The sequence below is a fragment of the Streptomyces sp. NPDC096323 genome (assembly GCF_040302845.1).
Classification (GTDB): domain Bacteria; phylum Actinomycetota; class Actinomycetes; order Streptomycetales; family Streptomycetaceae; genus Streptomyces.
In genome coordinates, this window is the sequence record NZ_JBEOSI010000008.1 from 189,689 (window position 1) to 210,862 (window position 21,174).

The 21,174-nt window shown below is 71.5% G+C and carries 19 protein-coding genes; 10 read left to right on the plus strand and 9 right to left on the minus strand.

Translation table 11 applies throughout. From position 1 onward, the window contains the following. Positions 1 to 2 precede the first annotated feature (2 nt). The gene (locus tag ABTX18_RS23100; RefSeq protein ID WP_352124623.1) at positions 3 to 1,289 is read right to left on the minus strand and encodes a streptophobe family protein; all 1,287 of its coding nucleotides are present in this window, start codon (positions 1,287 to 1,289) and stop codon (positions 3 to 5) included. A 138-nt stretch (positions 1,290 to 1,427) separates the two neighbouring features. Here ABTX18_RS23100 and ABTX18_RS23105 point away from each other — a divergent pair, with 138 nt between their 5' ends. Next, positions 1,428 to 2,699, plus strand: coding sequence for a DUF6777 domain-containing protein (locus ABTX18_RS23105; RefSeq protein WP_352124624.1), 1,272 nt, complete (start codon positions 1,428 to 1,430; stop codon positions 2,697 to 2,699). Between the two features lie 166 nt (positions 2,700 to 2,865). Continuing rightward, complete coding sequence (locus tag ABTX18_RS23110) at positions 2,866 to 3,708, plus strand: endonuclease/exonuclease/phosphatase family protein (protein ID WP_352124625.1); 843 nt, start codon at positions 2,866 to 2,868, stop codon at positions 3,706 to 3,708. Between the two features lie 456 nt (positions 3,709 to 4,164). Here ABTX18_RS23110 and ABTX18_RS23115 read toward each other — a convergent pair whose 3' ends face one another. Both ABTX18_RS23115 and ABTX18_RS23120 read right to left on the minus strand, forming a co-directional pair. Then, complete coding sequence (locus ABTX18_RS23115) at positions 4,165 to 4,731, minus strand: RNA ligase 1 family protein (protein ID WP_352124626.1); 567 nt, start codon at positions 4,729 to 4,731, stop codon at positions 4,165 to 4,167. Next, a complete protein-coding gene (locus ABTX18_RS23120) occupies positions 4,728 to 5,279 on the minus strand; it encodes a hypothetical protein (RefSeq protein ID WP_352124627.1) in 552 nt (183 codons plus the stop codon). Before ABTX18_RS23120 ends, ABTX18_RS23115 begins: the two co-directional genes overlap by 4 nt. Before the next feature lie 313 nt (positions 5,280 to 5,592). Between ABTX18_RS23120 and ABTX18_RS23125 the strand changes: the two genes are divergently transcribed. Both ABTX18_RS23125 and ABTX18_RS23130 read left to right on the plus strand, forming a co-directional pair. Further along, positions 5,593 to 5,910, plus strand: a complete 318-nt coding sequence (locus ABTX18_RS23125; RefSeq protein ID WP_352124628.1) for a DUF6221 family protein — start codon at positions 5,593 to 5,595, stop codon at positions 5,908 to 5,910. After that, a complete protein-coding gene (locus ABTX18_RS23130) occupies positions 5,907 to 6,374 on the plus strand; it encodes a DUF6221 family protein (RefSeq protein WP_352124629.1) in 468 nt (155 codons plus the stop codon). The genes ABTX18_RS23125 and ABTX18_RS23130 overlap by 4 nt, the downstream gene beginning before the upstream one ends. A 61-nt stretch (positions 6,375 to 6,435) precedes the next feature. Here the strand turns inward: ABTX18_RS23130 and ABTX18_RS23135 are convergent, their stop codons facing one another. Continuing rightward, positions 6,436 to 6,783, minus strand: a complete 348-nt coding sequence (locus tag ABTX18_RS23135) for a hypothetical protein (RefSeq protein ID WP_352124630.1) — start codon at positions 6,781 to 6,783, stop codon at positions 6,436 to 6,438. Positions 6,784 to 7,037: 254 nt separating this feature from the next. Next, a complete protein-coding gene (locus tag ABTX18_RS23140; protein ID WP_352124631.1) occupies positions 7,038 to 8,927 on the minus strand; it encodes a rhamnogalacturonan lyase in 1,890 nt (629 codons plus the stop codon). 244 nt (positions 8,928 to 9,171) lie between these two features. Here ABTX18_RS23140 and ABTX18_RS23145 point away from each other — a divergent pair, with 244 nt between their 5' ends. Further along, positions 9,172 to 11,214, plus strand: coding sequence for a SpoIIE family protein phosphatase (locus ABTX18_RS23145; protein WP_352124847.1), 2,043 nt, complete (start codon positions 9,172 to 9,174; stop codon positions 11,212 to 11,214). Positions 11,215 to 11,332: 118 nt separating this feature from the next. Here ABTX18_RS23145 and ABTX18_RS23150 read toward each other — a convergent pair whose 3' ends face one another. After that, a complete protein-coding gene (locus ABTX18_RS23150; RefSeq protein ID WP_352124632.1) occupies positions 11,333 to 11,872 on the minus strand; it encodes a lamin tail domain-containing protein in 540 nt (179 codons plus the stop codon). A gap of 449 nt (positions 11,873 to 12,321) precedes the next feature. On the opposite strand from ABTX18_RS23150, the gene ABTX18_RS23155 reads away from it, so the two are divergent. Both ABTX18_RS23155 and ABTX18_RS23160 read left to right on the plus strand, forming a co-directional pair. Continuing rightward, positions 12,322 to 12,948, plus strand: a complete 627-nt coding sequence (locus ABTX18_RS23155) for a TetR/AcrR family transcriptional regulator (protein ID WP_352124633.1) — start codon at positions 12,322 to 12,324, stop codon at positions 12,946 to 12,948. A gap of 46 nt (positions 12,949 to 12,994) precedes the next feature. Then, positions 12,995 to 14,695 (plus strand): acyl-CoA dehydrogenase family protein, encoded by a 1,701-nt coding sequence (locus ABTX18_RS23160; RefSeq protein WP_352124634.1) that lies wholly within the window; start codon positions 12,995 to 12,997, stop codon positions 14,693 to 14,695. A gap of 41 nt (positions 14,696 to 14,736) precedes the next feature. Here ABTX18_RS23160 and ABTX18_RS23165 read toward each other — a convergent pair whose 3' ends face one another. Beyond that, complete coding sequence (locus ABTX18_RS23165; RefSeq protein ID WP_352124635.1) at positions 14,737 to 15,378, minus strand: DUF6629 family protein; 642 nt, start codon at positions 15,376 to 15,378, stop codon at positions 14,737 to 14,739. Between the two features lie 281 nt (positions 15,379 to 15,659). On the opposite strand from ABTX18_RS23165, the gene ABTX18_RS23170 reads away from it, so the two are divergent. Further along, complete coding sequence (locus ABTX18_RS23170; protein WP_352124636.1) at positions 15,660 to 16,967, plus strand: pectate lyase; 1,308 nt, start codon at positions 15,660 to 15,662, stop codon at positions 16,965 to 16,967. A gap of 99 nt (positions 16,968 to 17,066) precedes the next feature. Here ABTX18_RS23170 and ABTX18_RS23175 read toward each other — a convergent pair whose 3' ends face one another. After that, positions 17,067 to 17,366: a DUF1876 domain-containing protein gene (locus ABTX18_RS23175; RefSeq protein ID WP_352124637.1), complete on the minus strand. Its 300-nt coding sequence runs from the start codon at positions 17,364 to 17,366 to the stop codon at positions 17,067 to 17,069. 264 nt (positions 17,367 to 17,630) lie between these two features. Here ABTX18_RS23175 and ABTX18_RS23180 point away from each other — a divergent pair, with 264 nt between their 5' ends. Then, positions 17,631 to 18,464: a PP2C family protein-serine/threonine phosphatase gene (locus ABTX18_RS23180; protein WP_352124638.1), complete on the plus strand. Its 834-nt coding sequence runs from the start codon at positions 17,631 to 17,633 to the stop codon at positions 18,462 to 18,464. Between the two features lie 64 nt (positions 18,465 to 18,528). Next, complete coding sequence (locus tag ABTX18_RS23185) at positions 18,529 to 19,524, plus strand: MASE1 domain-containing protein (RefSeq protein ID WP_352124848.1); 996 nt, start codon at positions 18,529 to 18,531, stop codon at positions 19,522 to 19,524. 30 nt (positions 19,525 to 19,554) lie between these two features. Here the strand turns inward: ABTX18_RS23185 and ABTX18_RS23190 are convergent, their stop codons facing one another. Beyond that, positions 19,555 to 20,814: an FAD-binding protein gene (locus ABTX18_RS23190; protein WP_352124639.1), complete on the minus strand. Its 1,260-nt coding sequence runs from the start codon at positions 20,812 to 20,814 to the stop codon at positions 19,555 to 19,557. Positions 20,815 to 21,174 lie beyond the last annotated feature (360 nt).

The following is a 21,174-nucleotide window of genomic DNA, read 5'->3' on the forward strand; positions in this document are numbered from 1 at the left end:
AGTCAGGGGCCTTCCGGCTCCACTTCGCCGCGCCGGTGCACGCGGGCGGCGAGCAGCCCGCCGAGCAGGCCGGTCACGAGCCCCCACAGCACGGCGAGTCCGCGCGCGCCCCACAGCCGCGGTCGCAGCAGAACCTCGCCGCCCAGCCCGCCGCCGAGGTCACCGAGGCCCAGCAGGGACAGGCCGTAATGGGCGGAGATCCGGCCCAGCAGGCATACGGCGAGCACGGTGAGGGCGAGCGCCACCGCCATGTGGAGGGCATGCTGCCAGGGGCGCACGCGGGCCGGGGAGCGTACGGCCGCCAGGAACGCGGCTGCCAGGGTGAACAGCGCGGCGACGGCGACACACCACCAGGCGCGGCCGTCCTGCTCGGCGAGCGTGCCGACGTTCAGAGTGGAGAGGTCCGGTGTCCGCAGGACGGAGTCCAGTACCTGCGGCATCGGCAGTCCGAACGGCCCGTCCACCTTCCCTTCCCAGGACGCCCCGAGGCCCAGGGTGAACACCAGCCAGACGAGGTTGGGCAGTGCGAGCAGGGCCACCGCGACCGTCTCGGCAGGGTGTCCGCGTGTCACCAGGACGACGAAGGCGATGACCAGACCCACCACGACGTAGGCGAGCAGCAGGGCCACCATCGCGTACGCGGCCGGGCGCACCGATTCCTGGAAGCGCACCAGCCGCACGGGCAGGGGTGCGCCGCGCGAGACGAGCAGGGCCAGGACGAGGACGCCGGCCAGCCAGAGCAGACCGAGGACCAGGGTGAGCGGGATCTCGGCACGGAATCCGGCCCGGGGCGAGACGTCGAACACGTCACCGATGACACCGCCCGTCGGATCGGCCCCGGGGAGGTCGAACGTCTGCCGAGCCAGGAGGGACAGGCCGATGAGGACCAAGAACCACAGCACCGCGACGCGGCCGGCCCAGCCCGCCAGTTCGCGGGTGGTGGCGACGGCGCGGTGTCGCAGGGGGCGCAGGAATCCGGCGGCGAGGGCCAGTGCGCCGACGAGGGTGACCGAGAGCGGAAGGGCCGAGATGTCCGCGTGGGTCCTGGCGAGCTCGCCCGCGTTCCCCGACAGCGCGACCGACCCGCCCGCCGCCATGACGACGACGGCCGCGACCACGCGCGGGAACGAACCGCCGGGCAGGTCAGCGGCGCCGGCCGCCCACAGGCCGAGGGCGGCGGTGAGGCCCATGACCACGAGTCCGGCGAGCACCGTCAGGAGGGCGTCGGCCCAGCCGTGTGCGCCGCGGGTTGCCGTACCGGGCCGGCCGTCCGATCCCTGTGTGCTCACGGGTCCACGCTAGGCAGCCGCGATCCCGGCCGCTCCCCGGGTGGGCCGACCGCGTCGGCTTGCGGGCCGTGCGGCCGGGCACACAATGGCTGATACCTGAAGAAATCGGTAACGACCCAGGCGTGGGGAAGAAGAGCCGTGAGTGACCAGCCGCCGTCGTCCGGCCGCCCCACGGGGCCGCCCTCCGGACCGCTTTCGGGTCCCTCGCGGGAGGGCGTCGTTCCGCCGCCTCCCGAGCGTCCGTCCGGCCCTCCGCCCGGTCCGCCCTCCGGCGGCGGCCATGGAGGTCCGGGCGGTTCGGGCGGTTCGAGTGGCTCGGGTGAGATCCCGCAAGGACCGGGGAACGGCCCCCGCACCCCGTGGTGGCGGTCGGTCCCCAAGGTGGCGACGATCGCCGTCGCCCTCGTGGCGGCGGTGGTGCTGACCATCGTCCTCACCCGGCCGGACGGGTCCGACAAGGCGGGCGGCGAGGTGTTCCTGGAGGCGGCCGGCTCGACGGGCCCCGCCCCGTTCACCGGTTCGACCGCGCGCGGCCGCGCCGGGGACGCGACGCCGACCGCCGTACCGAGTCCCGTGGCGAGCCCCTCCCGTGCGGGGCCCCACGTCACCCAGGGCGTGGACGGTGCGGCTCCCGGCCTGTACGGCGGCACCCGCAAGGTCGCCGCCTGCGATGTGGAGAAGCAGATCAGCGCCCTCACGGACCAGCCCGCCAAGAACAAGGCGTTCGCCTCGGTGGAGGGTGTCGCCGCGTCCGGTGTTCCCGCGTATCTGCGCGCGCTGACCCCGGTTCAGTTGCGGCTCGACACCCGGGTGACCAACCACGGTTACGAGAACGGCGCCGCCACCAGCTACCAGGCGGTCCTGCAGGCCGGAACGGCGGTGCTGATCGACGACCGGGGCGTGCCCAGGGTCCGCTGCGCCTGCGGCAACCCGCTGCTTCCGCCGGTCGCGCTGAAGGGAACGCCCGAGCAGAAGGGCGACCCCTGGCCGGGATACCGGGCCGGAAACGTCGTGGTGGTGGAGCCCGCCGCCCAGCCGGTGGACGAGTTCGTCATGTTCGACCCCAAGACCGAGGGCTGGTTCAAGCGGGACGCCGGTGACACCGGTGGCGACGACAAGAAGACCCGGCCGCCCGCCGACTCGAGCGCCTCGCCGTGTCCGGAGAAGGACTGCCCCTCGGACTCCTCCTCGCGCTCCCCGGCCTCCGAAGAGCCGTCCTCGCCCGCGACGAAGCCCGGTGAGCCGTCGACGCAGCCGCCCGAGCCGCCCCCCTCGTCCGAAGAGCCGCCCCCGTCCCCGCCGCCCTCCTCCGAGGCGCCGCCGACATCGGAGTCGGCCCCGGAACCCGTGACCCCGCAGACCGCCGAGTCCCAGGCGCCTTTGCCGGCATCGGGGGACGGCACGGCGTAGGACTCGGGCCCGTCGTAGCGTCGGAACACAGCCGGGCCGCCCGGCATCGTCCGGTGTGATGCCGCCCGAGAACCAGGTACCTCATGTGCTGCATACACCCCGTCACATAGCCTCGTGCGGGGAGACATCACATGACGGCGTGAGCCTCCCCTTCGAGGAGGCGAAGATGACCGTAACCGGCGCGCGGGCGCTCGCGGGTGCTCTGATCGTGGCCTGTGTGCTGCTTGTCGGCCCCAGCGCGTCGAACGGTGCCCACATCGCCGGGCCGCTGCCGGCGGGCGCCCCCGAGGAGGCCGTGCCGAACCGTGTCATGACGTGGAACATCTGCAATCCCTGCAAGGGGAGCGGTCAGAACGCCGGCCGGGCGGCGGAGATCGCAGCCTATGCGCCTCAGGTCATCGGCCTGCAAGAAGCGTGCGTGGGTGATGTCGAGAGGATCCGGGACCATCTGCAGTATCGGTACGGGCTGGTCTACCACGTCAAGTACGGATCGGTTCTGCGCAATTGGAGCCGCTGCGGCGGAGTGCCGTGGCGTCCGGGAGGTTTCGGCCAGGCCATTCTCTCGGCCGCTCCGATGACCGGCCATGTGAACGTGGAGTACCCCGACGGCGGTTCCGAGGACCGCGGATACATGGCCGTCACCACCCTCGTGGACGGCCGGCCCGTCCGGGTCTTCAACACACACCTGGCCCAGCGGCGACAGGAATCGGTCCGTATGAAGCAGACCGGCGTACTGGCGAAGGCGGTCGCCCAGTATGACCGCACGATCGTTCTCGGCGACTTCAACGCGGTTCCGGAATCCGCCGAACTCGACGGCATGTGGGATCTGTTCACCGATGCGGACCCCTCGTGCGGTCCCTCGACGGACGGCCCGTGCGAGCCGACCACCGATTGGCGCAGCAAGTTCGACTACATCTTTCTGCGCGGCTTCACCTCGCTCGCGCAGGATGTGCACCTCACTCCGTACTCGGACCACGATCTGGTGCAGGCCGATCTGAGGCGGGCGTAGCGGGTTCTGCGAGCGCCTCGCGCCGGCCGGCGGCTGCGGATGGAGTCATCCGCAGCCGCCGAGCATCGGGTGGGTGGAACCAGCCGCAGGTGACTCGCTTCGTTCTGCGCCGCTCCCTCTGGCGTGGTGCGATCGATGGATGGGCAGGCCCGGGAGCTTTGGAGCAAGTAGCCGCCGTCCGGCGCTTGCTGGGTGCGGGTGCGGACAGGGATGACCTCGAACTCCTGGCTCGGGCAGTTGCCTACGAAGCGGTCTTCGCCACGGTCGACGAGCTTGATGGCGGTACTGATGTGAACGTGTCAGGCGTCGACGCAGAGCGCCGACGTAACCGAGCACAAGGTCTCGTGCAGCCCCAACCCGTTCCATACGGCGTCCCCCTGTGGCTGAAGGGATTGTTCCATGGGCCGCCAGCATCTGCGCAAGACGGAATTCTGAAACGATCAGTAAGCCACGCACTCACGTCGCTGCCGGGAAGTCCTTGCCCTTGATCTTGACCATGCGCCCGTCCGGGTGGTGCCAGACGATTCCTTCGTAGGGACGGGCGTGCAGCCAGTCGCGGAGGGCGTCGTAGTCGCGGGGTGCGGTGGCGAAGTCCTGGCGGATGGACAGGATGGCCCAGCCGTGCGGCATGAGAATGTGGTCCGTGTAGCCGTCAGGGTTGCCGTTGATCTCCGGGCCCAGGAGTTCGTAGGTGCCGGGCTTCTCAATTCCGCAGTTCCCCACGGCTTCGGCGTGGGCCTTCGCGAAGCTGGACTGCGCGACGGGCTCCCATCCCACTGTTTTGCGGGTCTCCTCGTCGACGGACAGGGTCACGTATCCGGCGGGCGCGGCCTTGCCGGGCTTGACCTCGCGTCGCGCCCACCACTCCCCTGCGTCGTCGAGCATGACGCACGTTCCGTCGTACTTCCGCGTGGCCTCGCCTTCGCCCTCAATGACCCACTCGCAGCCCGGTGTCACCTCAGGCACGACGAGGGCGGGGCGGGCGTCGAAGTCGCGGATGAACAGGGTGGGGATCTTCTTCATGCTGCTACTCCTGCGTCGGTGGCGAGGACAGTCTCTTGCGCCTGCCTCAGCAACCGCCAGTCGTTAAGCGTCTCCCACCGGCTGCCGCAGTTCCCGCACCGCACCCGGTGGCCGGCGGCACTGGCGAACAAGTCGGCTGCGCACAGGGTGTTGTCGTCGAACCGGCTGGGGCAGCGGCCGATCGATACACGCCCGGGCCGGCGTTCGTTGAGGTCGGCGGCCGTGCATTCGGAGTGAAGGCGGCGGAGTTCGACGATGTCCTGGCCGACGGAGTAGTAGGCGTCGCACGCCCACGGCAGGTTGCTGACCAGGAACTTGATGTGCTCGGGGACGGCCTGCGCCGGGCTGCCCCGCCAAGGGGCGACCGTCCACCCGAGTGCGGCCCGCCAGGCGTCCTCCATGTCCCGCAGCCGCGCCGCTATGCCACCGGGTCCGATCAGCGACAGGACTTCGAGCCGCGGCGGGATCGGCGGGGTCTTCGATCCGCTGGTTGCCCCGTCGCCCGTGCCGCCCCGCGCTGCCCCGCCGCCCCGTGCCGCCCCGCGCATAAGTGCCCGGTGGTGTTGAGACCGCGGAACAGGGCGGGGAGTTCGGTGGGCCACTTCGCTGTCTTGTCTTCGCAGGGGCGGCAGACTTGACGGCCGGTCTCGTTCACCCAGAACTGCCGCCCGCCGTGCGGGGTTGTGCAGGTCGGCCACGAGTAGCCTTCATTTGCGGGGTTGTCGTGCACAAGTGGCTCCTCGTGGTGGGTGCGGGAAGCAAGTGGCTCTTAGGCCAATTGTGCATTGGTGTGATGACAACCCTGGAGAAATGCATGCGCGTCGCGGTTAGCAAGACGGCCCCCGCACCCGAGGACCCCTCATGACCGGCGCCCTGGCAGCCTTCCTCCGGGCCCGGTTCACCGAGGAGCTGGAGAAGGCCCGCTTCGCCGGCGACGTGGTGGTCAAGCAGCCTGAGCGTTTCGGTGTTGAACCCGAGGACGCTGCCGCGCATGCCCGTTTCTCCGTTGCCACAGCCGAGGTCCGGCTCGCGCTGCTGGAGGAGACTGTGGTGCCGTTCCTGGGCACTGCGGGGCCGGGCGGCCGGAACGCCGAGTTTCAGCTCCGGCTCCTCGCCGCGCCCTACGTTGAGCATCGGGACTATCCGCACGACTCCGACCAGCCTGGGAGCCCTGCATGACCGACGCCCTGGTGCGTTTCGTGCGCGACCGACTCGACGAAGACGAGGCGGTTGCGCGGGCGGCGGATACCGAGCTGAGCACCGTGTTTACCCGTATCGCCACCTTCGACCGCGAGATGGCGGCGGACGAACGCCACATCATGCGGCACCGCCCAACCCGCGCCCGTTACGAGGTCGTGGCGAAGCGGCTCATGCTCGACGAGGCACTGGCCGGCCGGCACCTCGTCACCGGGGACCACCACACGGACTGCCCGCTCGTCACCGAAGCCGACGGAGTTGACGCGGCCACATCAGAACGAATCCAGGGCCTCAACGACGACTACCGCAAGGAGTTCGGCCGGGACCTGGGCTGCGTCAAGCGGTGTGGACGGGACGCTCGGGTGCACCGCACGCTCGAACTCCTGCCCCTCCCCTACGTTGGCCACCCCGACTACGTGCGGGCCCTGACCGCCGACCAGGCATAGGACGGAGGCCGCCCGTTCATCGAAGTCAAAGCCGCGTTCACACCAGCACGTGGAGCAAGGACTACTGCCCGGAGTGCGCCCAGAAGCGCGGACAGACGGAACCTGACCTCGACGACCAGGAACTGCGCTGCCGGAGGACGTCGCGGATCCCATACGGCACCGAATTCCCGTCCGGCTTCCGGGTCGCGGCGAGGGTGATGATGCGCAGCGCCCGGCCCTGCTGAACGATCAGCCGCAGCAGCCGCTCCATCTCCTCCCGCACCTTGCGGTCCGCGGCCGCACCGTAGGACGACCACTCGTCCACAAGAAGCACGGCCAGGCGGGGCCGCGGGTCCTTCGCCGCCATCGCGGCGGTCAGCTTCCGCGACCCATGGTCCTTCACCAGTACCCGACGAGCCGGAATCTCCACGTCCGGATGTACTCAAGGATTTCCAGCAGCCGCTCCGGCTCCCGGTCGGTGTCGTGCATCGCGGCGATCGACTCGAATGGGGTGATGGCGGGGAGTCTCGGCGCGGCAGGTGAGACCGGCTAGGCGGCCGTCAGCCTTGATTCTCAGTAGAATTCCCCAGATTCTCCCCACGGGCATTCAGGCGCAGGAACGGCGGCTGCGGATGGCTCGTCCGCAGCCGCCTTTCCGAGGGTGCCGAAACCGCGTTTTCCCTGCTAGGGAGTCGTCACCGTGGGCCGGGGCGCCTTCGCCATGCCGCTGCCGATGAAGAAGCTCGGGTGCGGGGGCTGGTTGTACGCCGTGTTCTGCCAGGCCAGGGCTGTGCGGTAGGTGGTGTCGTGGAGCAGAGTCGTGATCTTCGTGGCGGTTTCGTACGGCGTGGAGTAGATCCGCAGCGCGGTGTTGTTCGTGGTCGCCCAGACCACCTCCTCGCGCCAGTCGCCGAAGAGGTCGCCCGAGATCGCGGGGGTGGCCTTGGTCCCGTTGTTCGAGTGGACCGATGCCCCGGTCAGCTGCCGGGTGTCGCCGGAGGTGCCGTACTTGTCGATGTGGGTGCCGTCGAGGAGTTCCCGGGTGGTGTCGCCGTCCCACCAGGACAGGAAGTTGGCGCTGGAGGGCTTGCGGCTCGCGACGACGGTTCCCTTCGGGTTGCGTACCCCGTCGGCCGCCGACGACCAGGACTCGGCTCCGGCGCTGCCGGACCAGATGTCGTCGCTGACGCCGCGTCCGTTGTCGCCGTCGGCGGGCGTCGACCAGATGATCTGGCCGGTCCTGGCGTCCGCCATCCACGACGAGGGTTTCGAGCTGTCCTCGTCGACCTTGAACTCCTCCAGACCGGTGCGGGAGGGGTCCAGGTCGCCGACGTGCATGGCGTCGCCGTGGCCGTTCTTCGTGGTCCACAGCGCGTTGCCGTTGTCGTCGACCGCCATGGAGCCGTAGACGATCTCGTCCCGGCCGTCGGCGTCGACGTCGGCGACCGAGAGCTGGTGGTTGCCCTGGCTGTCGTACCCCTTCCCGGAGTTGGTCGAGCTGTTGGTGTCGAAGGTCCAGCGCCGGGTGAACGCCCCGTTCCGCCAGTCCCAGGCGGCGATCACCGTACGCGTGTAGTAGCCGCGGGCCATGATCAGTGAGGGCCGGGAGCCGTCGAGGTAGGCGGTGCCGGCGAGGAAGCGGTCGACGCGGTTGCCGTAGCTGTCACCCCAGGAGGAGACGGTGCCGCGCGCGGGGACGTAGTCGACGGTGCCCATGGCCGCTCCCGTCTGCCCGTTGAACATGGTCAGGTACTCGGACCCGGACAGGATGTAACCGGAGGAGTTGCGGTGGTCGGCCGACGCGCTGCCGATCACCGTGCCCCGGCCGTCGACGCTGCCGTCGGCGGTCTTCATCGCGACCTCGGCCTTGCCGTCACCGTCGTAGTCGTACACCTGGAACTGGGTGTAGTGGGCGCCCGAGCGGATGTTGCGTCCCAGGTCGACGCGCCACAGCCGGGTGCCGTCGAGCTTGATCCCGTCGACGATCGTGTTGCCCGTGTACCCGGACTGGGAGTTGTCCTTGGCGTTGGTGGGCTGCCACTTCAGTACGAAGTCGAGTGCGCCGTCCCCGTCGAGATCTCCGACGGAGGCGTCGTTGGCCTCGTAGGTGTAGGCGACGCCGTCCGGAGTCGTACCTCCGGCGGGCGGGCTGATGGGCACGTCCTTGTAGCCGCTGCGGAACTGGATCGCGTGCACGGAGTCGCTCTGCTCGACGCCGCCGACGATCGCGCGCACCGTGTAGTCGGCCGAGTTCGGGGCCCCGGCGTGGAAGTAGTTCGTCGAGCCGGTGACGGGTGAGGAGTTGACCTTGGTGCCCGCGCGGTACACGTTGAAGGACACGTCGTCGGCGTCGGTGGCGAGCCAGCGCCAGCTGATCAGATTGCCCGCGTCGGTGTGGACGCTGACGACGCCGCGGTCCAGCGCCTCGGCCTGGCGCACGGTCGCGGCCTGCGAGGTCTGGCCGGTGACGACCAGTCCGGCGGCGGCCACCAGGCCCGCCGTGACGGCGCCGAGCAGGGTCCGGGTGCGGGTGGTGCGGCGTCTGCGGGGGGATCGGGGATGCTCAGGAGCCACGGGTGTGCCTTCCGGAGTGGGGGTGTCGGGTACACCTCAGTGACCGCCCGGGCCGGAAAGGTTGCCGTCCGCGCCTATCGGATGTGCGGGTGCCCGGGTGGGCCGGCTCCACCCGTCCGGCCCGGCGCGGTGGCGGGCCGGGCGCAGGACGCGCAGGCTGTCCGCAAAGCTGCCGATGCGCAGGGATGGCGGAGCCAGATGTTGGGGGTGCGACGTGCCGGACGCCGGTGCACCGGTCCCGGAGATGCCCGCGCCGGACGGGATGGCGGGCGCGCTCCTGGAAACACTGTTCAGACAGTCCGCGGTGGGACTGCACGTCCTGGACACGGAACTGAGGGTGGTGCGCGTCAACGCGCTGTCGGACTCGGTCCCCCCTGACCGGATCGTCGGGCTGCACTTCACGGAGGCGTACCGGCTCGAGGAGCCCGAGGAGTCGGAACGGCTGCTGCGTGGTGTCCTGGAGAGCGGAACGCCCGTCCTCGAGCGGATGGTCCACGGGCGGCTCGCGGGTGCGCCCGGGCCCGACCGCAGCCTGACGGTGACCATCCACCGCCTGGACGATTCCTCCGGACGACCGCTCGGACTGCTGGCGGCGGTGGTCGACGTCAGCGAACGGGTGAAGGCCCAGGCCCGGGCAGCGCGTCTGGAGTGCGTGCGCCGGGAGGTCGGCCGCTCACTCGATGTGGCGGCGACCTGCGAGGGGCTCGTGGCGGCCCTGGTCCCGCAGTTCGCCCAGTTCGCCGTGGTCGAGATGGTCGACGAGGTCCTGAGAGGGGCGGACCCGCCGCTCAGCCCCCTGAATCCCGACGTCCCGATGCGCCGCGCCGCGGTCGGCGGGACGACGTCGGACGACCTGGTCGGCGAGTTGCGGCGGCTGCCCGAGCACACTCCCTTCGCACTCGCCGTCACCGATCTCCGCCCCCGCCTCACCACGCTCGGCCAGGACACTCCCTGGCTCGACACGGACCCCGCCACGGCGCGGCTGGTCGAGACGACGGGCTCCCACTCGCTGATCGTGGTTCCGCTGAAACTGCACGGCTCCGTACTCGGGCTGGTGAGCCTGTACCGGAATCAGGACGCCGAGCCGTTCGACGCCTACGACCTCACGCTCGCGGTGACCGCCGCGGCCCACGCGGCCCTCAGTATCGAGAACGCGCTCCGCTACGCCCGTGACCATGTGATCGCGTCGACCGTCCAGCGCAGGCTGCTGCCCCAGTACGACGGCGTCCGGATCGCCGTGGAGACCGCGCACGCGCTGTTGCCCGGGCGCAACAGCGGCTGCTGGTTCGACACGATCGGGCTGTCCGGCGCACGGACCGCGCTGGTCATCGGCAATGTGGCGGGTCACGGACTCCAGACCGCCATCACCATGGGGCAGCTGCGCACGGTCATCCACGCGCTGGCCGGCCTGGACCTGCAGCCCGACGAGGTGCTGGCCCGGCTCAACGAGACGGCCGACCGGCTCGCCCTCGAACGCAGGTCCCTGCCGCCGGGCGACTCGCTGCACCGCCAGTCACTGAAGGCGACATGTCTGTACGCGGTCTACGACCCGTTCACCCGCACCTGCACGATGGCGCGGGCGGGGCACCCGGCCCCGGTCGCGGTCGCTCCGGACGGCCGCCCGGTCCCCGTCGACGTGCCCGAGGGGCCGCCGCTGTTCTCCGACGACAGCGCCCCGTTCGCCACCGCGACCGTCGAACTGGAGGAGGGCAGTGTGCTGGCCTTCCTCACGGACGCGCTGCTGTCCGCCGACCGGGCCGTGACCGGGGTACAGGACGCTCTCGCCCGTCCGGAGCGCCCCCTGAAGGAGCTGTGCGACGCGATCGTGTACCACCTGCCCGCGAAGGCGCACCCGGACGGCGCCGCCCTCCTGCTCGCCAGGACGGGTGTCGTCCCGCCCGACCAAGTCGCGACCTGGGAGCTGGCCCATGACCGGACCACACCTGCCATGGCCCGCACCCTGGTCCGCGACCGGCTCGAGGGCTGGCAGCTCGACGAGGAGACGATCGAGGCGACGGAGCTGATCGTGAGCGAGCTGATCACCAACGCGGTCCGCTACGGCACCCCGCCTCTGCAGCTGCGGCTCCTGCTCGACCGCACCCTCACCTGCGAGGTCCACGACACCAGCCCGGTGGTGCCGCACCTGCGGCACGCCCGCACCGTCGACGAGGGCGGCCGGGGCCTGTTCATCGTCTCCCAGCTCGCCACGCACTGGGGGACCCGGTACGGCGCCGAGGGGAAGGCCCTGTGGACCGAGCAGGAGGTCGTGGCCGACGACGCTTCCTGACGGCCGGCACGGAGACGCGCGCGGACATGGGTGCGGCGCACCACGGCGGTCGGGCCGTGGTGCGCCGCGTCCGGGGCGGCGGCAGCCGCCCCGGGTTCAGAAGACGGCCGCCGAAAGATCAGCGGTGGCCGCCGTAGCGGTGACCCCAGGACTTGGAGTCGACCTTGTTGCCGTGCGCGTCCCGCAGGGTCGCCGTGTCGCTGTTGTCCCAGACGTAGCGGCGGAGGTCCTGGTAGACGTCGGTCCGGCTGTCGCGGCCGACTCCGGTGTGCACACGCACCGAGGAGCGCCCGGGCAGACGCAGGTCGAACCGGTAGGTGCGGTGGCTCTCGTCGCGGAGGGTCCAGCCGCGCAGGTTGACCGCGTGGCGGCCGGTGTTGGTGACCGTGACCCACTCGCCGTTCAGGCTCCGGTTCGAGCCGTTGTCGCGACCGGGGCTGTTGTACTGGATCTTGCCCAGAACGACGGCCGAGCGCTGGGCGTGTCCGTGGCCGCGGTCGTCGCCGTGGTCACGGTCGTGGCCGCGGTCCTGGCTGTGGCCGCGGTCGTGACCGCGTCCGTGGTCGTGGTCGTCCGCGACCGCCGGGAGGGCGGCAGCGGCGACCAGTGCGCCGGCGGCGAGAACGGCAGCGGTGATCCGTCGTGCGGAACGGGACATGAAGACCCCTCAAGTGCGGGCCCGGGCCGTACGGTCCGGGCGTTGTTCGGTCCCGGCGTGATACCGAGAAGGCAAACTTTGACCTGGTTGCCCGGTCCGCGGACAGCGCCCCGGTTCGTGTGACAAAGTGCGGACATTTCTGTCACAGGCGACTGTAGGCGGCATGCACCGAGACGTCCGGGTACCTGTCAATTCCTGCCTACTGCACCCACCCGCCTGGCACCCGGTTGACGGCCGCCGGCGCACGGCCGCGCTCCCGCACGGGCCACCCTGCCGCCACCCCCTCGGCCCGTAACAGCCACGGCCCGGCCTGAGACGAACGCCCGTTCCGTTACCGATGGAAAGTCGTACGGAAGTTCCCTCGAACAACGGCCGGAGCGCGTGATTGCGCCGGCGGGGCACGCGTGGTTGAGTGGCGTACGAAGCTATGAATCGAGGTTCAGAACATCATGGCCTACCGGTCCACCCCCCGCACCGAGGCGACCCGGCTCGCCCACCGGGAGCGGCTGCTGGGCGCCGCACGGGAACTGCTCGCCGAGGGCGGCTACGCCGCCGCGAGCATCGCCGCGCTCGCCGACCGTGCCCAGGTCGCCACCGGCAGCGTCTACAACCACTTCTCCTCCAAGCAGGAACTGCTTGCTGCGGTCTTCCGCCATGTCGCCGGTCACGAGCTGGCCGCGGTGCGGGAGGCGGTGGAGGCCGGAAGCGGGGCGGGGCAGCAGGTGCGGGCGCTGGTCGAGGTGTTCTCGTACCGGGCGCTGCGCACTCCGCGCACGGCGTGGGCGCTGCTGGCCGAGCCGGTCGATCCGCTCGTCGAGCAGGAGCGGCTGACGTATCGGCGCGGCTACCACGCGCTGGCCGAGTCCGTCGTCGCGGCGGGCGTGGCCACGGGTGAGCTGCCCGACCAGAATCCCCGGCTCTCGGCTGCCGCCGTCATCGGGGCGGTCAGCGAGGCGCTGCTCGGCCCGCTCTCCCCCGTCGGCGAGCGCACCGACCCGGGGCCGGTCGTGGAAGGCATCACGACGCTGTGTCTGCGTGCGGTCGGGGCCCCGCCGGCTGACCCGGCCGGACCGTAGTCCCTGCGCGCCGAACGTCCCGAAAGCCTCAGACAGGAGTCCCGCCATGACCACCACCGCACCGGCGTCCGGTCCGCACACCCCGTCCGCGGAGCCGCACGGCACGCACGAGGTCACCAACCAGGCGCCGCCCCGCGCGGGCCTCGACGAGTACGGGACCAACGCGCCCCTCGTCGAGGCCGTCGCCGCGTTCGGTGCGGGGTGGCACGGGCAGGCGCTGCACGGGACCGGCCGGCTGGTCGGCTCGGAGACGTTCCAGCGCGACGCCGAACTCGCCCACACCTCCCCGCCCGTCCTGCGGACCCACGACCGGTACGGCAACCGGATCGACGAGATCGACTTCCATCCCGCCTATCACCAGGTCATCGGCGCGGCCGTGGGCCACGGCGCGCACACGGCGGGCTGGGCCGACCCCAAGCCGGGCGCCGCCGTCGCACGGGCGGCGACCTTCATGCTGTTCGCCCAGATCGAGCCGGGCCACGCCTGTCCGATGTCGATGTCGCATGCCGTGGTCCCGGTCCTGCAGCGCGATCCCGAGGTGGGCCGCGAGTGGCTGCCCGGCCTGCTGAGCCGGGTCTACGACCCGCGGCCGATCGCCCCGGCCGGAAAGTCCGGTCTGACCTTCGGCATGGGGATGACGGAGAAGCAGGGCGGCTCCGACGTGCGCGCCAACACGACCCGCGCCGTCCCGGTGGCGTCCGACGCGGACGGCCGGGCGCATCTGCTGACGGGTCACAAGTGGTTCTTCTCCGCCCCGCAGTCGGACGCCTTCCTGGTCCTCGCGCAGGCGGACGCGGGCCTCAGCTGCTTCCTGGTACCGCGGGTGCTGCCCGACGGGGCACGCAACACCATCCGGATCCAGCGGCTGAAGAACAAGCTCGGCAACAAGTCGAACGCGTCCAGTGAGGTCGAGTTCGACGGCACCTGGGCGGTACGGGTCGGCGAGCCGGGCCGGGGCGTGCCCACGATCATCGAGATGGTCAACCACACCCGGCTGGACTGCGTGCTCGGCACCACGGCGGGCATGCGCCAGTCGGTGTCCGAGGCGATCTGGCACGCACGCCACCGCAGCGCGTTCGGCGCACGCCTGGCCGACCAGCCGGCGATGACCGCGGTCCTGGCGGACCTCGCGCTGGAGACGGAGGCGGCGACCTGGACGTCGATGCGGCTGGCCCACGCGTACGAGGCGGACGGCGGCGAGCAGGAGGTGACGTTCCGGCGGCTGGCCACCGCGGTGTCGAAGTACTGGATCTGCAAGCGGGGCCCGCAGCACGCCTATGAGGCGCTGGAGTGCCTCGGCGGCAACGGCTACACGGAGGACTGGCCGCTGGCGCGCCGCTATCGCGAGCAGCCGGTGATGGCCGTGTGGGAGGGCTCGGGCAATGTCATCGCCCTCGACGTGCTGCGCGGGATCGCCCGGAGCCCGCAGTCCCTGGAGGCGTTCTGGGCCGAGCTGGACGGTACGTCCGGGGCGAGCGCCGTGCTGGACGCGCACATCGGCCGGGTGCGGCGGGATCTCACCGAGGACCTGCACGACCCGGTGGCGGCGCAGACCCGGGCGCGGGCCACGGTCGAGGGCATGGCTCTGGCACTGCAGGGCTCGCTGATGCTGCGTCACGCCCCGGCGCCGATGGCCGAGGCCTTCGTGGCTGCCCGGCTGGGCGAGTCACGTGGCCACCAGTACGGGATCCTGCCGCGGGGCACGGACGCGGCGGCCGTGGTGGCCCGGCACTTCGGCGAGGGCTGAGGCGGCGGGCGTAGCCCGGGGCTACGGCAAGGCCTGAGCGGTCAGGCAGGCCGGGCATCGCGGTCCGCGGTCCCGGCCGGGCGCCTCCCGGACCAGCCGAGCAGGACCACCGAGCAGACGGCGGCGAACGCGCACCAGGTGGAGATGAACTCCAGGCGCCACAGCGCGGCGCAGACGGCGGCCCCGCCCGCGACCAGCACGCCGAGCCACACCAGCACCCGGTCGCCGGACAGCAGCAGCGCTCCGACGGTGGCCACGAGGTAGCCGGCCACCAGCAGTCCGGGATGCGGCAACTCGAGGACGTACCCGAGCGTGTGCCCGCGGATCCGCGCCGTCACGGGCCGGGTCGCCAGGCTGTACGCGAGGGCCGCCGCGGTCGCGGCTCCTGCCGCCGACGGCAGCGCGAGCCGGAGCCGGGCTTGCGGCGGGGCCGCGCACAGCACACCCAGCGGCACCCACAGCGCGAGGACCGGCAGGGCGATGACCGCCCAGGCGACGGTGGCCGGGCCGGTGCCGCCGTCCGCCCGCCAGACCACGGACTCGATGATCTGATGGGCCCCCAGGAGCAGCGGCAGCGCCGCGAGCGGAAGGTCCCGGAGCCTGCGGGTGCGGGCCGCACAGGCCACGCCGGTCGCGGCGATCGCCGTGCCCGCGACGAGATCCGCGGTCGCACCCCAGCACATGGCGTCACCCGCGGTTTTCTGGTTTGGGCGGCCGGTTTCCGGCGCGGCCGCTACCCCGGTCACGCTACGGCCCGCCCGGTCGCCGCCGATTCATGACACTCCGACTTCTTGACCGGTGCATGCCGTTGACGTACCGTCACCGCTGTTCTCATACAAGAACTCGGTTCACTATGCGGAACGTCACGGGACGTCGTTCCGCTGGTCGAGGGATTGCCTACCACCGCACCAAACCACTCATTGGTGCCTGCGGAGGACACCGCAGGCGGTGAAAGGAACACCCAGTGCGTACCAGAAATCAGCATGCCAGACGCAGAGGCGGCCGGGCAGCCGCCGCGTTCGTCGCGATAGCCTCGCTCGTTCTCGCGGGGCTCACGGCGCTCTTCGCGACCGGTTCGGCGACGGCGGCCCCCGCAGCCGGCTCGTACAGCCTGTCGAACGCGGCGAGCGGACTGTGTCTGGAGGTCCCCGGCGCGGGAACCTCCGACGGCGTCCAGCTCGCCCAGCGGTCCTGCAGCGGAGCCGCGCACCAGACGTGGCAGCTCAAGGCCTCCGGCAGCGGCTACACCTTGGCCGCCGCGCACAGCGCCAAGTGCGCCGGGGTCCGTGCCGCCTCGACGAGTGCGGGCAAGGCGGTCGAGCAGCAGAGCTGCACCGGCGGGGCCGGCCAGGTGTGGACGCTCACCCAGGTCAGCGGCAGCACGTACCAGGTCGTCAACGCCAACGGCGGCAAGTGCCTGAACGTCAAGGACAGCTCGACCGCGGCCGGCGCCCTCGTCCAGCAGAACTCCTGCGACTCGGTGGCCAGCAAGCGCTGGACGTTCACCGCGGCCGGGTCGACGCCGACCGATCCGCCCACGGATCCGCCGACGACGGACCCGCCCACGAACCCGGGCTCGCCGCCCGCCTGGCCGACGGCCACCAGCAGCCAGGCCGTCTCCTCGACGATGAAGGTCTCCGGCACCTACGACGGCAATCTCAAGCGCTTCTACGGGAGCGGGGACCTGGGCAGTGACGGCCAGGACGAGAACCAGCCGGCGCTGATCGAACTCGCGGACGGCGCCACGCTGCAAAACGTCATCCTCGGCTCCCCCGCCGCGGACGGTGTGCACTGCCTGGGCGCCTGCACCCTGAAGAACGTGTGGTGGGAGGACGTGGGCGAGGACGCCGCCACCTTCCTCGGCGGCTCCTCCTCGCTGGTGCGCACGATCGACGGCGGCGGCGCGAAGCTGGCGAGCGACAAGGTGTTCCAGCACAACGGCGGAGGCACCCTGATCATCAAGAACTTCCAGGTCCGGGACTTCGGCAAGCTCTACCGTTCATGCGGCAACTGCTCCACCCAGTACGGCCGCCACGTCCAGGTGCAGAACACCTGGGTCACCGCGCCCGGTGACGGTCTCGTGGGGATCAACCCCAACTACGGGGACACGGCCCGCCTGAGCGGCGTGACGATCTACGGCGACGGCGACCGCGACATCGACGTCTGCACCAAGTACAAGGGCGTGACGAGCGGCGAGCCCACCAAGACGGGCACCGGCCCGGACAGCACGAACTGCCTGTACGCCACCTCCGACATCACCTATGTCGACTGATCACCGGTGACGCGCATGGGCCCGCCCGCCCCGGACACCGGGGCGGGCGGGTCCGCGGCCGTCACGGGCCACGCCGGCACAGGGCGGGCTCTGCCGCTTTCAGGCCGTCGCGTCCGACCAGGCGTACGGCGGCGGCACGGGCCCGTCCTCGGGGCCCGCGCCCACCCGGCCCAGCTCCTGGTCGGCCACGCTCATCAGCTGACCCGCGACATCGCGCATTGCGCGGCTCGCCGCCAGTTCGTCGCCGATGGCGGGCACGTCCGGATCCTGCGGACTGCATCGGGCGACCCCGTGGCCGGTGAGTTTCGCGGTACCGGTGTCCAGCACCGCCTCCGCCTTCGTCGTCCCGTCGTTCTCCGACAGATCGACACGGACCGTCCACTCCATCGTGCGGTTCATGGCGCACCTCCCGGCCCGCACCGGCAGGCGGACGCCCGCCGCCGTACGGGTCAGTTTCCAGCATCCACCCAACCGCCCCCGCACGCCCCTTCCGGCTCGGACTGCGGGGATCCCCGGACCGAGATAGGATGCGGGGAGACCACGCCCGCGGCGGCCGGACCGCGGCCCCTGCCCTGCGGGCCGGCGAGCGTCGGCCACCCGCACCGGCCCGCCACGACGGATCCCGTGGTGCGGACGGCCACCACCTGCCCTGCGGAGCGGCCCATGAACCGGCGTCGTCCTCCCCGCCCGGCCAGTTCCGAGGAGCTGCTCACCACCCTCCAGCACCTGACCTCGCGGGCGCGCCGTGAGGTGGAGCTGCATCAGGCGCGGGTGGAGCTGGCCGAGGCGCTGCAGCGTGAGATGCTCCCCTCCTCCCTGCCCGGCCTGCCAGGCCTGCGGACGGCCGCACGGTACGCGCCTGCCCAGAGCGGCCTGGACATCGGGGGCGACTGGTACGACGGGTTCCGGCTGCCGGACGGCTCACTGGCCTTCGCCATCGGGGACGTACAGGGCCACGACGTCGAGGCGGCCGCCTTCATGGGCCAGGTCCGGATCGCGATGCGGGCGCTCGCGGTCACGGCGACCGATCCGGGCGAGGTGGTGCGCCGGACCAACGATCTGCTGCTCTCCGTCGGCTCCGGTCTGCTGGCCACCTGCACCTTCGTCCGGCTCGATCCCTGGACCCGGGAGCTCCAGAGCGCCCGCGCCGGTCATGTCGGCGCGGTGTGGGCCACGGCCGACGGGCAGTCGGGCATCACCGACGACGAGGGCGGTCTGCCGCTCGGGATCCAGAGCGGTGAGGAGTACCCGGTCACCACCCGGCGGCTGACGGCCGGCGGGGCCTTCGTCCTGCTCACCGACGGGGTGGTCGAGGGGCCCTCGTACTCCATCGACGAGGGGATGGACGCCGTACTGAGCCTGGTGCGCTCGCGTGTGGGCGCCGACGCGGACGAGCTGGCCGACGCGGTCCTCGGAACGGCGGAACGCACCGGCCACGAGGACGACGCCGCCGTACTGGTCCTGCGGCACGAGCCGTCTCTCGCCGCCCCCGAATGAGGCCGTGGGGCCCGGCGCGTGTCACGCAGCGGCCTCCCGTCACGGCAGGTGTCTCATGAGAACCGTGATCCACAGCGAGAAGAACCGGCGCAGGGCCATCGCGTTACTGCGCGTCCTGGGCGTCGCCGGTGTTTACTACGCGGCCGCGTGCCTGGGTCTGCTCCGGGAGGTGGGCGTCCATGGTGCGGTGGTCACGCCGTTGTGGCCGCCGACCGGAATCGCGCTGGGCGCCCTGCTGTGCATGGGGCTGCGCGTCTGGCCCGGAATCCCGCTCGGCTCCCTCCTGGTCATCACCACCCTCACCGGATCGGTGACGGCGTCCACCGCCCTCGTCGTGGCGGGCAACACGCTCGCGCCCGTCTTCGCCTTCCTGCTGCTGCGCAGGGTCGGCTTCCGTACGGAACTGGTCCGGCTGCGCGACGGCGCCGCCCTGGTCTTCCTGGGCGCGATGACCGGCATGGTCATCAGCGCGAGCACGGGAACGGCGGTGCTGGTGGCCGACGGCAAGCTGCCCGCGAGCGCGTTCTGGCAGGTGTGGGCCGCCTGGTGGGCCGGGGACGTGATGGGCGTCCTCGTGGTCGTCCCGCTGCTGCTCGTCCTGCGCAGGCTGCGGATGCCGCGGCTCACCGACCGGTGGGCGGAGGGGGGCGCGCTGCTGGTCGTCGCGGTCGCGGGCGCCCTGCTGGCGACCCGCAGTTCGCTGTCGATGCTCTATCTGGTGTTCCCGATCCTCGTCTGGGCGGCGCTGCGCTTCCAGCTCGCGGGCAGCGCGCCGTGCGCGCTTCTGGTGTCCGTCCTGGCGGTCGTCGCGGGGACGGACCGGGTGGGTCCCTTCGCCGGCCACACCATGCTCCAGGTCATGGTGAACCTCACTGTCCTGAACGGGGCCGTCGCCCTGACCGCGCTCCTGCTGGCCGCCCTCGTCGCCGAGCAGCAGAGCGTCCGCCGCCGGATCGAGCGCGCGTGCGAGGAGCTGGCCGACCTGGTGGACCAGCTCGCCCCGGAGAGATCGGCGGCAGCGTGGCCGCCCCGGTCGGGGGACGAACACGAGAGCCGCTGATCCTCGCGGGGCGCTCCGGACCCTGCGCGATCACCGCGCGAAGTGCCGGTCCAGGAAGTCGTTGCGGAAAGCGCCTGCCGGGTCGTAGCGGGCCATCAGCTTCTCGAAGTCCTCGTACTGCCCGTACAGCGTGCGCAGGACGTCGGGGGCCGTGCCGAAGACCTTGCCCCAGTGCGGGCGGGCGCCGAACGGCGCCAGCGCCTCCTCGATCTCCGCGAGGACCGGGGCGACGGCCGCGCCGTCGGGGACCCAGGTGAAGTGGAAGGCCACCGAGTCCCGGCCGGAGGCGGGACTCAGCCACAGGTCGTCGGCCGCCACGGTGCGGATCTCGGAGACCTGCAGGACCGGGGAGATCCGGTCCCGGAGACGGGCCACGGCCTCGTACGCGGCGGCGGCGTCCTCGCGCGCCACGAAGTACTCGGACTGCAGCTCGTCGCCATTGCTGGGGGTGAATTCCAGCCGGAAGTGCGGCAGCCGCTGGTTCCAGGGACCGGGGACACCTTCCTGCCGGGTGCAGTTCCCGGCCGGCACACCGGGGATCGGGTGGCGCGGGCCGTCGGCGAGCCGTGCGCCGAGCCACTCGGCCGGTGCGTCCCGCGTCCCCTCGTCGCCCACCCGCTGCTTGAGCCACACCTGGCCGACCGGTCCCGGCCGCCAGTCGGTGAAGACACTGACGCTGTACGCGGCCGACATCACCTCGTCGAACCGGCCGGTCAGGACGGATTCGGGCAGGTCCTCGTAGACCCACTGCCGCACGTCGAAGGCGGGCACCAGGTCCAGCGTCAGCCGGGTCACCACGCCCAGGGCGCCCATGGCCACCACCGCACCCGGGAAGTCCGCGTCGCCGCGGCGCAGGGTGAGCGTCCCGCCTTCCGCCGTGACCAGGTCCATGGCGCGGACGGCGCCCGCGAGGGAGCGGTTGGTGACACCGGAGCCGTGGGTTCCGGTCGCGCAGGCGCCGGCCACCGAGATATGCGGCAGCGAGCCCAGATTGTGCAGCGCGAACCCGTTGTCGTTCAGCTCGCCCGCGAACTCGCCGAAGCGCAGCCCCGCACTGACCGTGACCGCCCGCGCCTCCCGGTCGATGTCGACCACCCGCGGCAGTCCGGCCACCGAGACCAGGTCCCCGGTGGTGTCGGCGACCGTGTTGAACGAGTGCCGGGTGCCCAGGGCCCGCACCGTCGTGGAGGCGGCGACGGTCTCGCGCAGTTCCTCCTCGGACCGGGGTATGCACAGGCGACGCGCCCCGAACGTGATGTTGCCGGCCCAGTTCGTCTCCGCAGGAGTCACCGTGCGTTCCTCTTTCGCTCACGCCGGGCGCTCCCCCGGCACCATATTCTCCCAGACGGCGGAGGCTGACGGGGAGGAGTGCGGGGCCTGACGATCACCCCTGGCGCTCCGGACCGCGGTTGGCCGACACCCGTACATATGCGCACACGACCCCGTTCCCATACGCCCCACATAACAACAGCCGCCCACAGAACCTGAGATCCCGTACGGAACGGGACGAGTTCCGGATCACTTCACCGGTCTGAACTTCACCAGAACTCCAGCGAAATGGCACGTGTGTGGATATCGTGCACCGAGCGAGGGCGCATCCGTCAGTCCACAGGATCGGCGGATGCGCCCCGTTTGTGGCAATGCGACTGT

Bases quoted from the DNA above. Each gene is read 5' to 3' on its own strand.
- ABTX18_RS23175 (WP_352124637.1), bottom strand. From the start codon at position 17,366: ATGAACCGCACGATGGAGTGGACGGTCCGTGTCGATCTGTCGGAGAAC.
- ABTX18_RS23120 (WP_352124627.1), bottom strand. From the start codon at position 5,279: ATGCGCGGGGCGGCACGGGGCGGCGGGGCAGCGCGGGGCGGCACGGGC.
- ABTX18_RS23125 (WP_352124628.1), top strand. From the start codon at position 5,593: ATGACCGGCGCCCTGGCAGCCTTCCTCCGGGCCCGGTTCACCGAGGAG.
- ABTX18_RS23155 (WP_352124633.1), top strand. From the start codon at position 12,322: ATGGCCTACCGGTCCACCCCCCGCACCGAGGCGACCCGGCTCGCCCAC.
- ABTX18_RS23115 (WP_352124626.1), bottom strand. From the start codon at position 4,731: ATGAAGAAGATCCCCACCCTGTTCATCCGCGACTTCGACGCCCGCCCC.
- ABTX18_RS23145 (WP_352124847.1), top strand. From the start codon at position 9,172: ATGCCCGCGCCGGACGGGATGGCGGGCGCGCTCCTGGAAACACTGTTC.
- ABTX18_RS23150 (WP_352124632.1), bottom strand. From the start codon at position 11,872: ATGTCCCGTTCCGCACGACGGATCACCGCTGCCGTTCTCGCCGCCGGC.
- ABTX18_RS23110 (WP_352124625.1), top strand. From the start codon at position 2,866: ATGACCGTAACCGGCGCGCGGGCGCTCGCGGGTGCTCTGATCGTGGCC.
- ABTX18_RS23165 (WP_352124635.1), bottom strand. From the start codon at position 15,378: ATGTGCTGGGGTGCGACCGCGGATCTCGTCGCGGGCACGGCGATCGCC.
- ABTX18_RS23180 (WP_352124638.1), top strand. From the start codon at position 17,631: ATGAACCGGCGTCGTCCTCCCCGCCCGGCCAGTTCCGAGGAGCTGCTC.
- ABTX18_RS23130 (WP_352124629.1), top strand. From the start codon at position 5,907: ATGACCGACGCCCTGGTGCGTTTCGTGCGCGACCGACTCGACGAAGAC.
- ABTX18_RS23160 (WP_352124634.1), top strand. From the start codon at position 12,995: ATGACCACCACCGCACCGGCGTCCGGTCCGCACACCCCGTCCGCGGAG.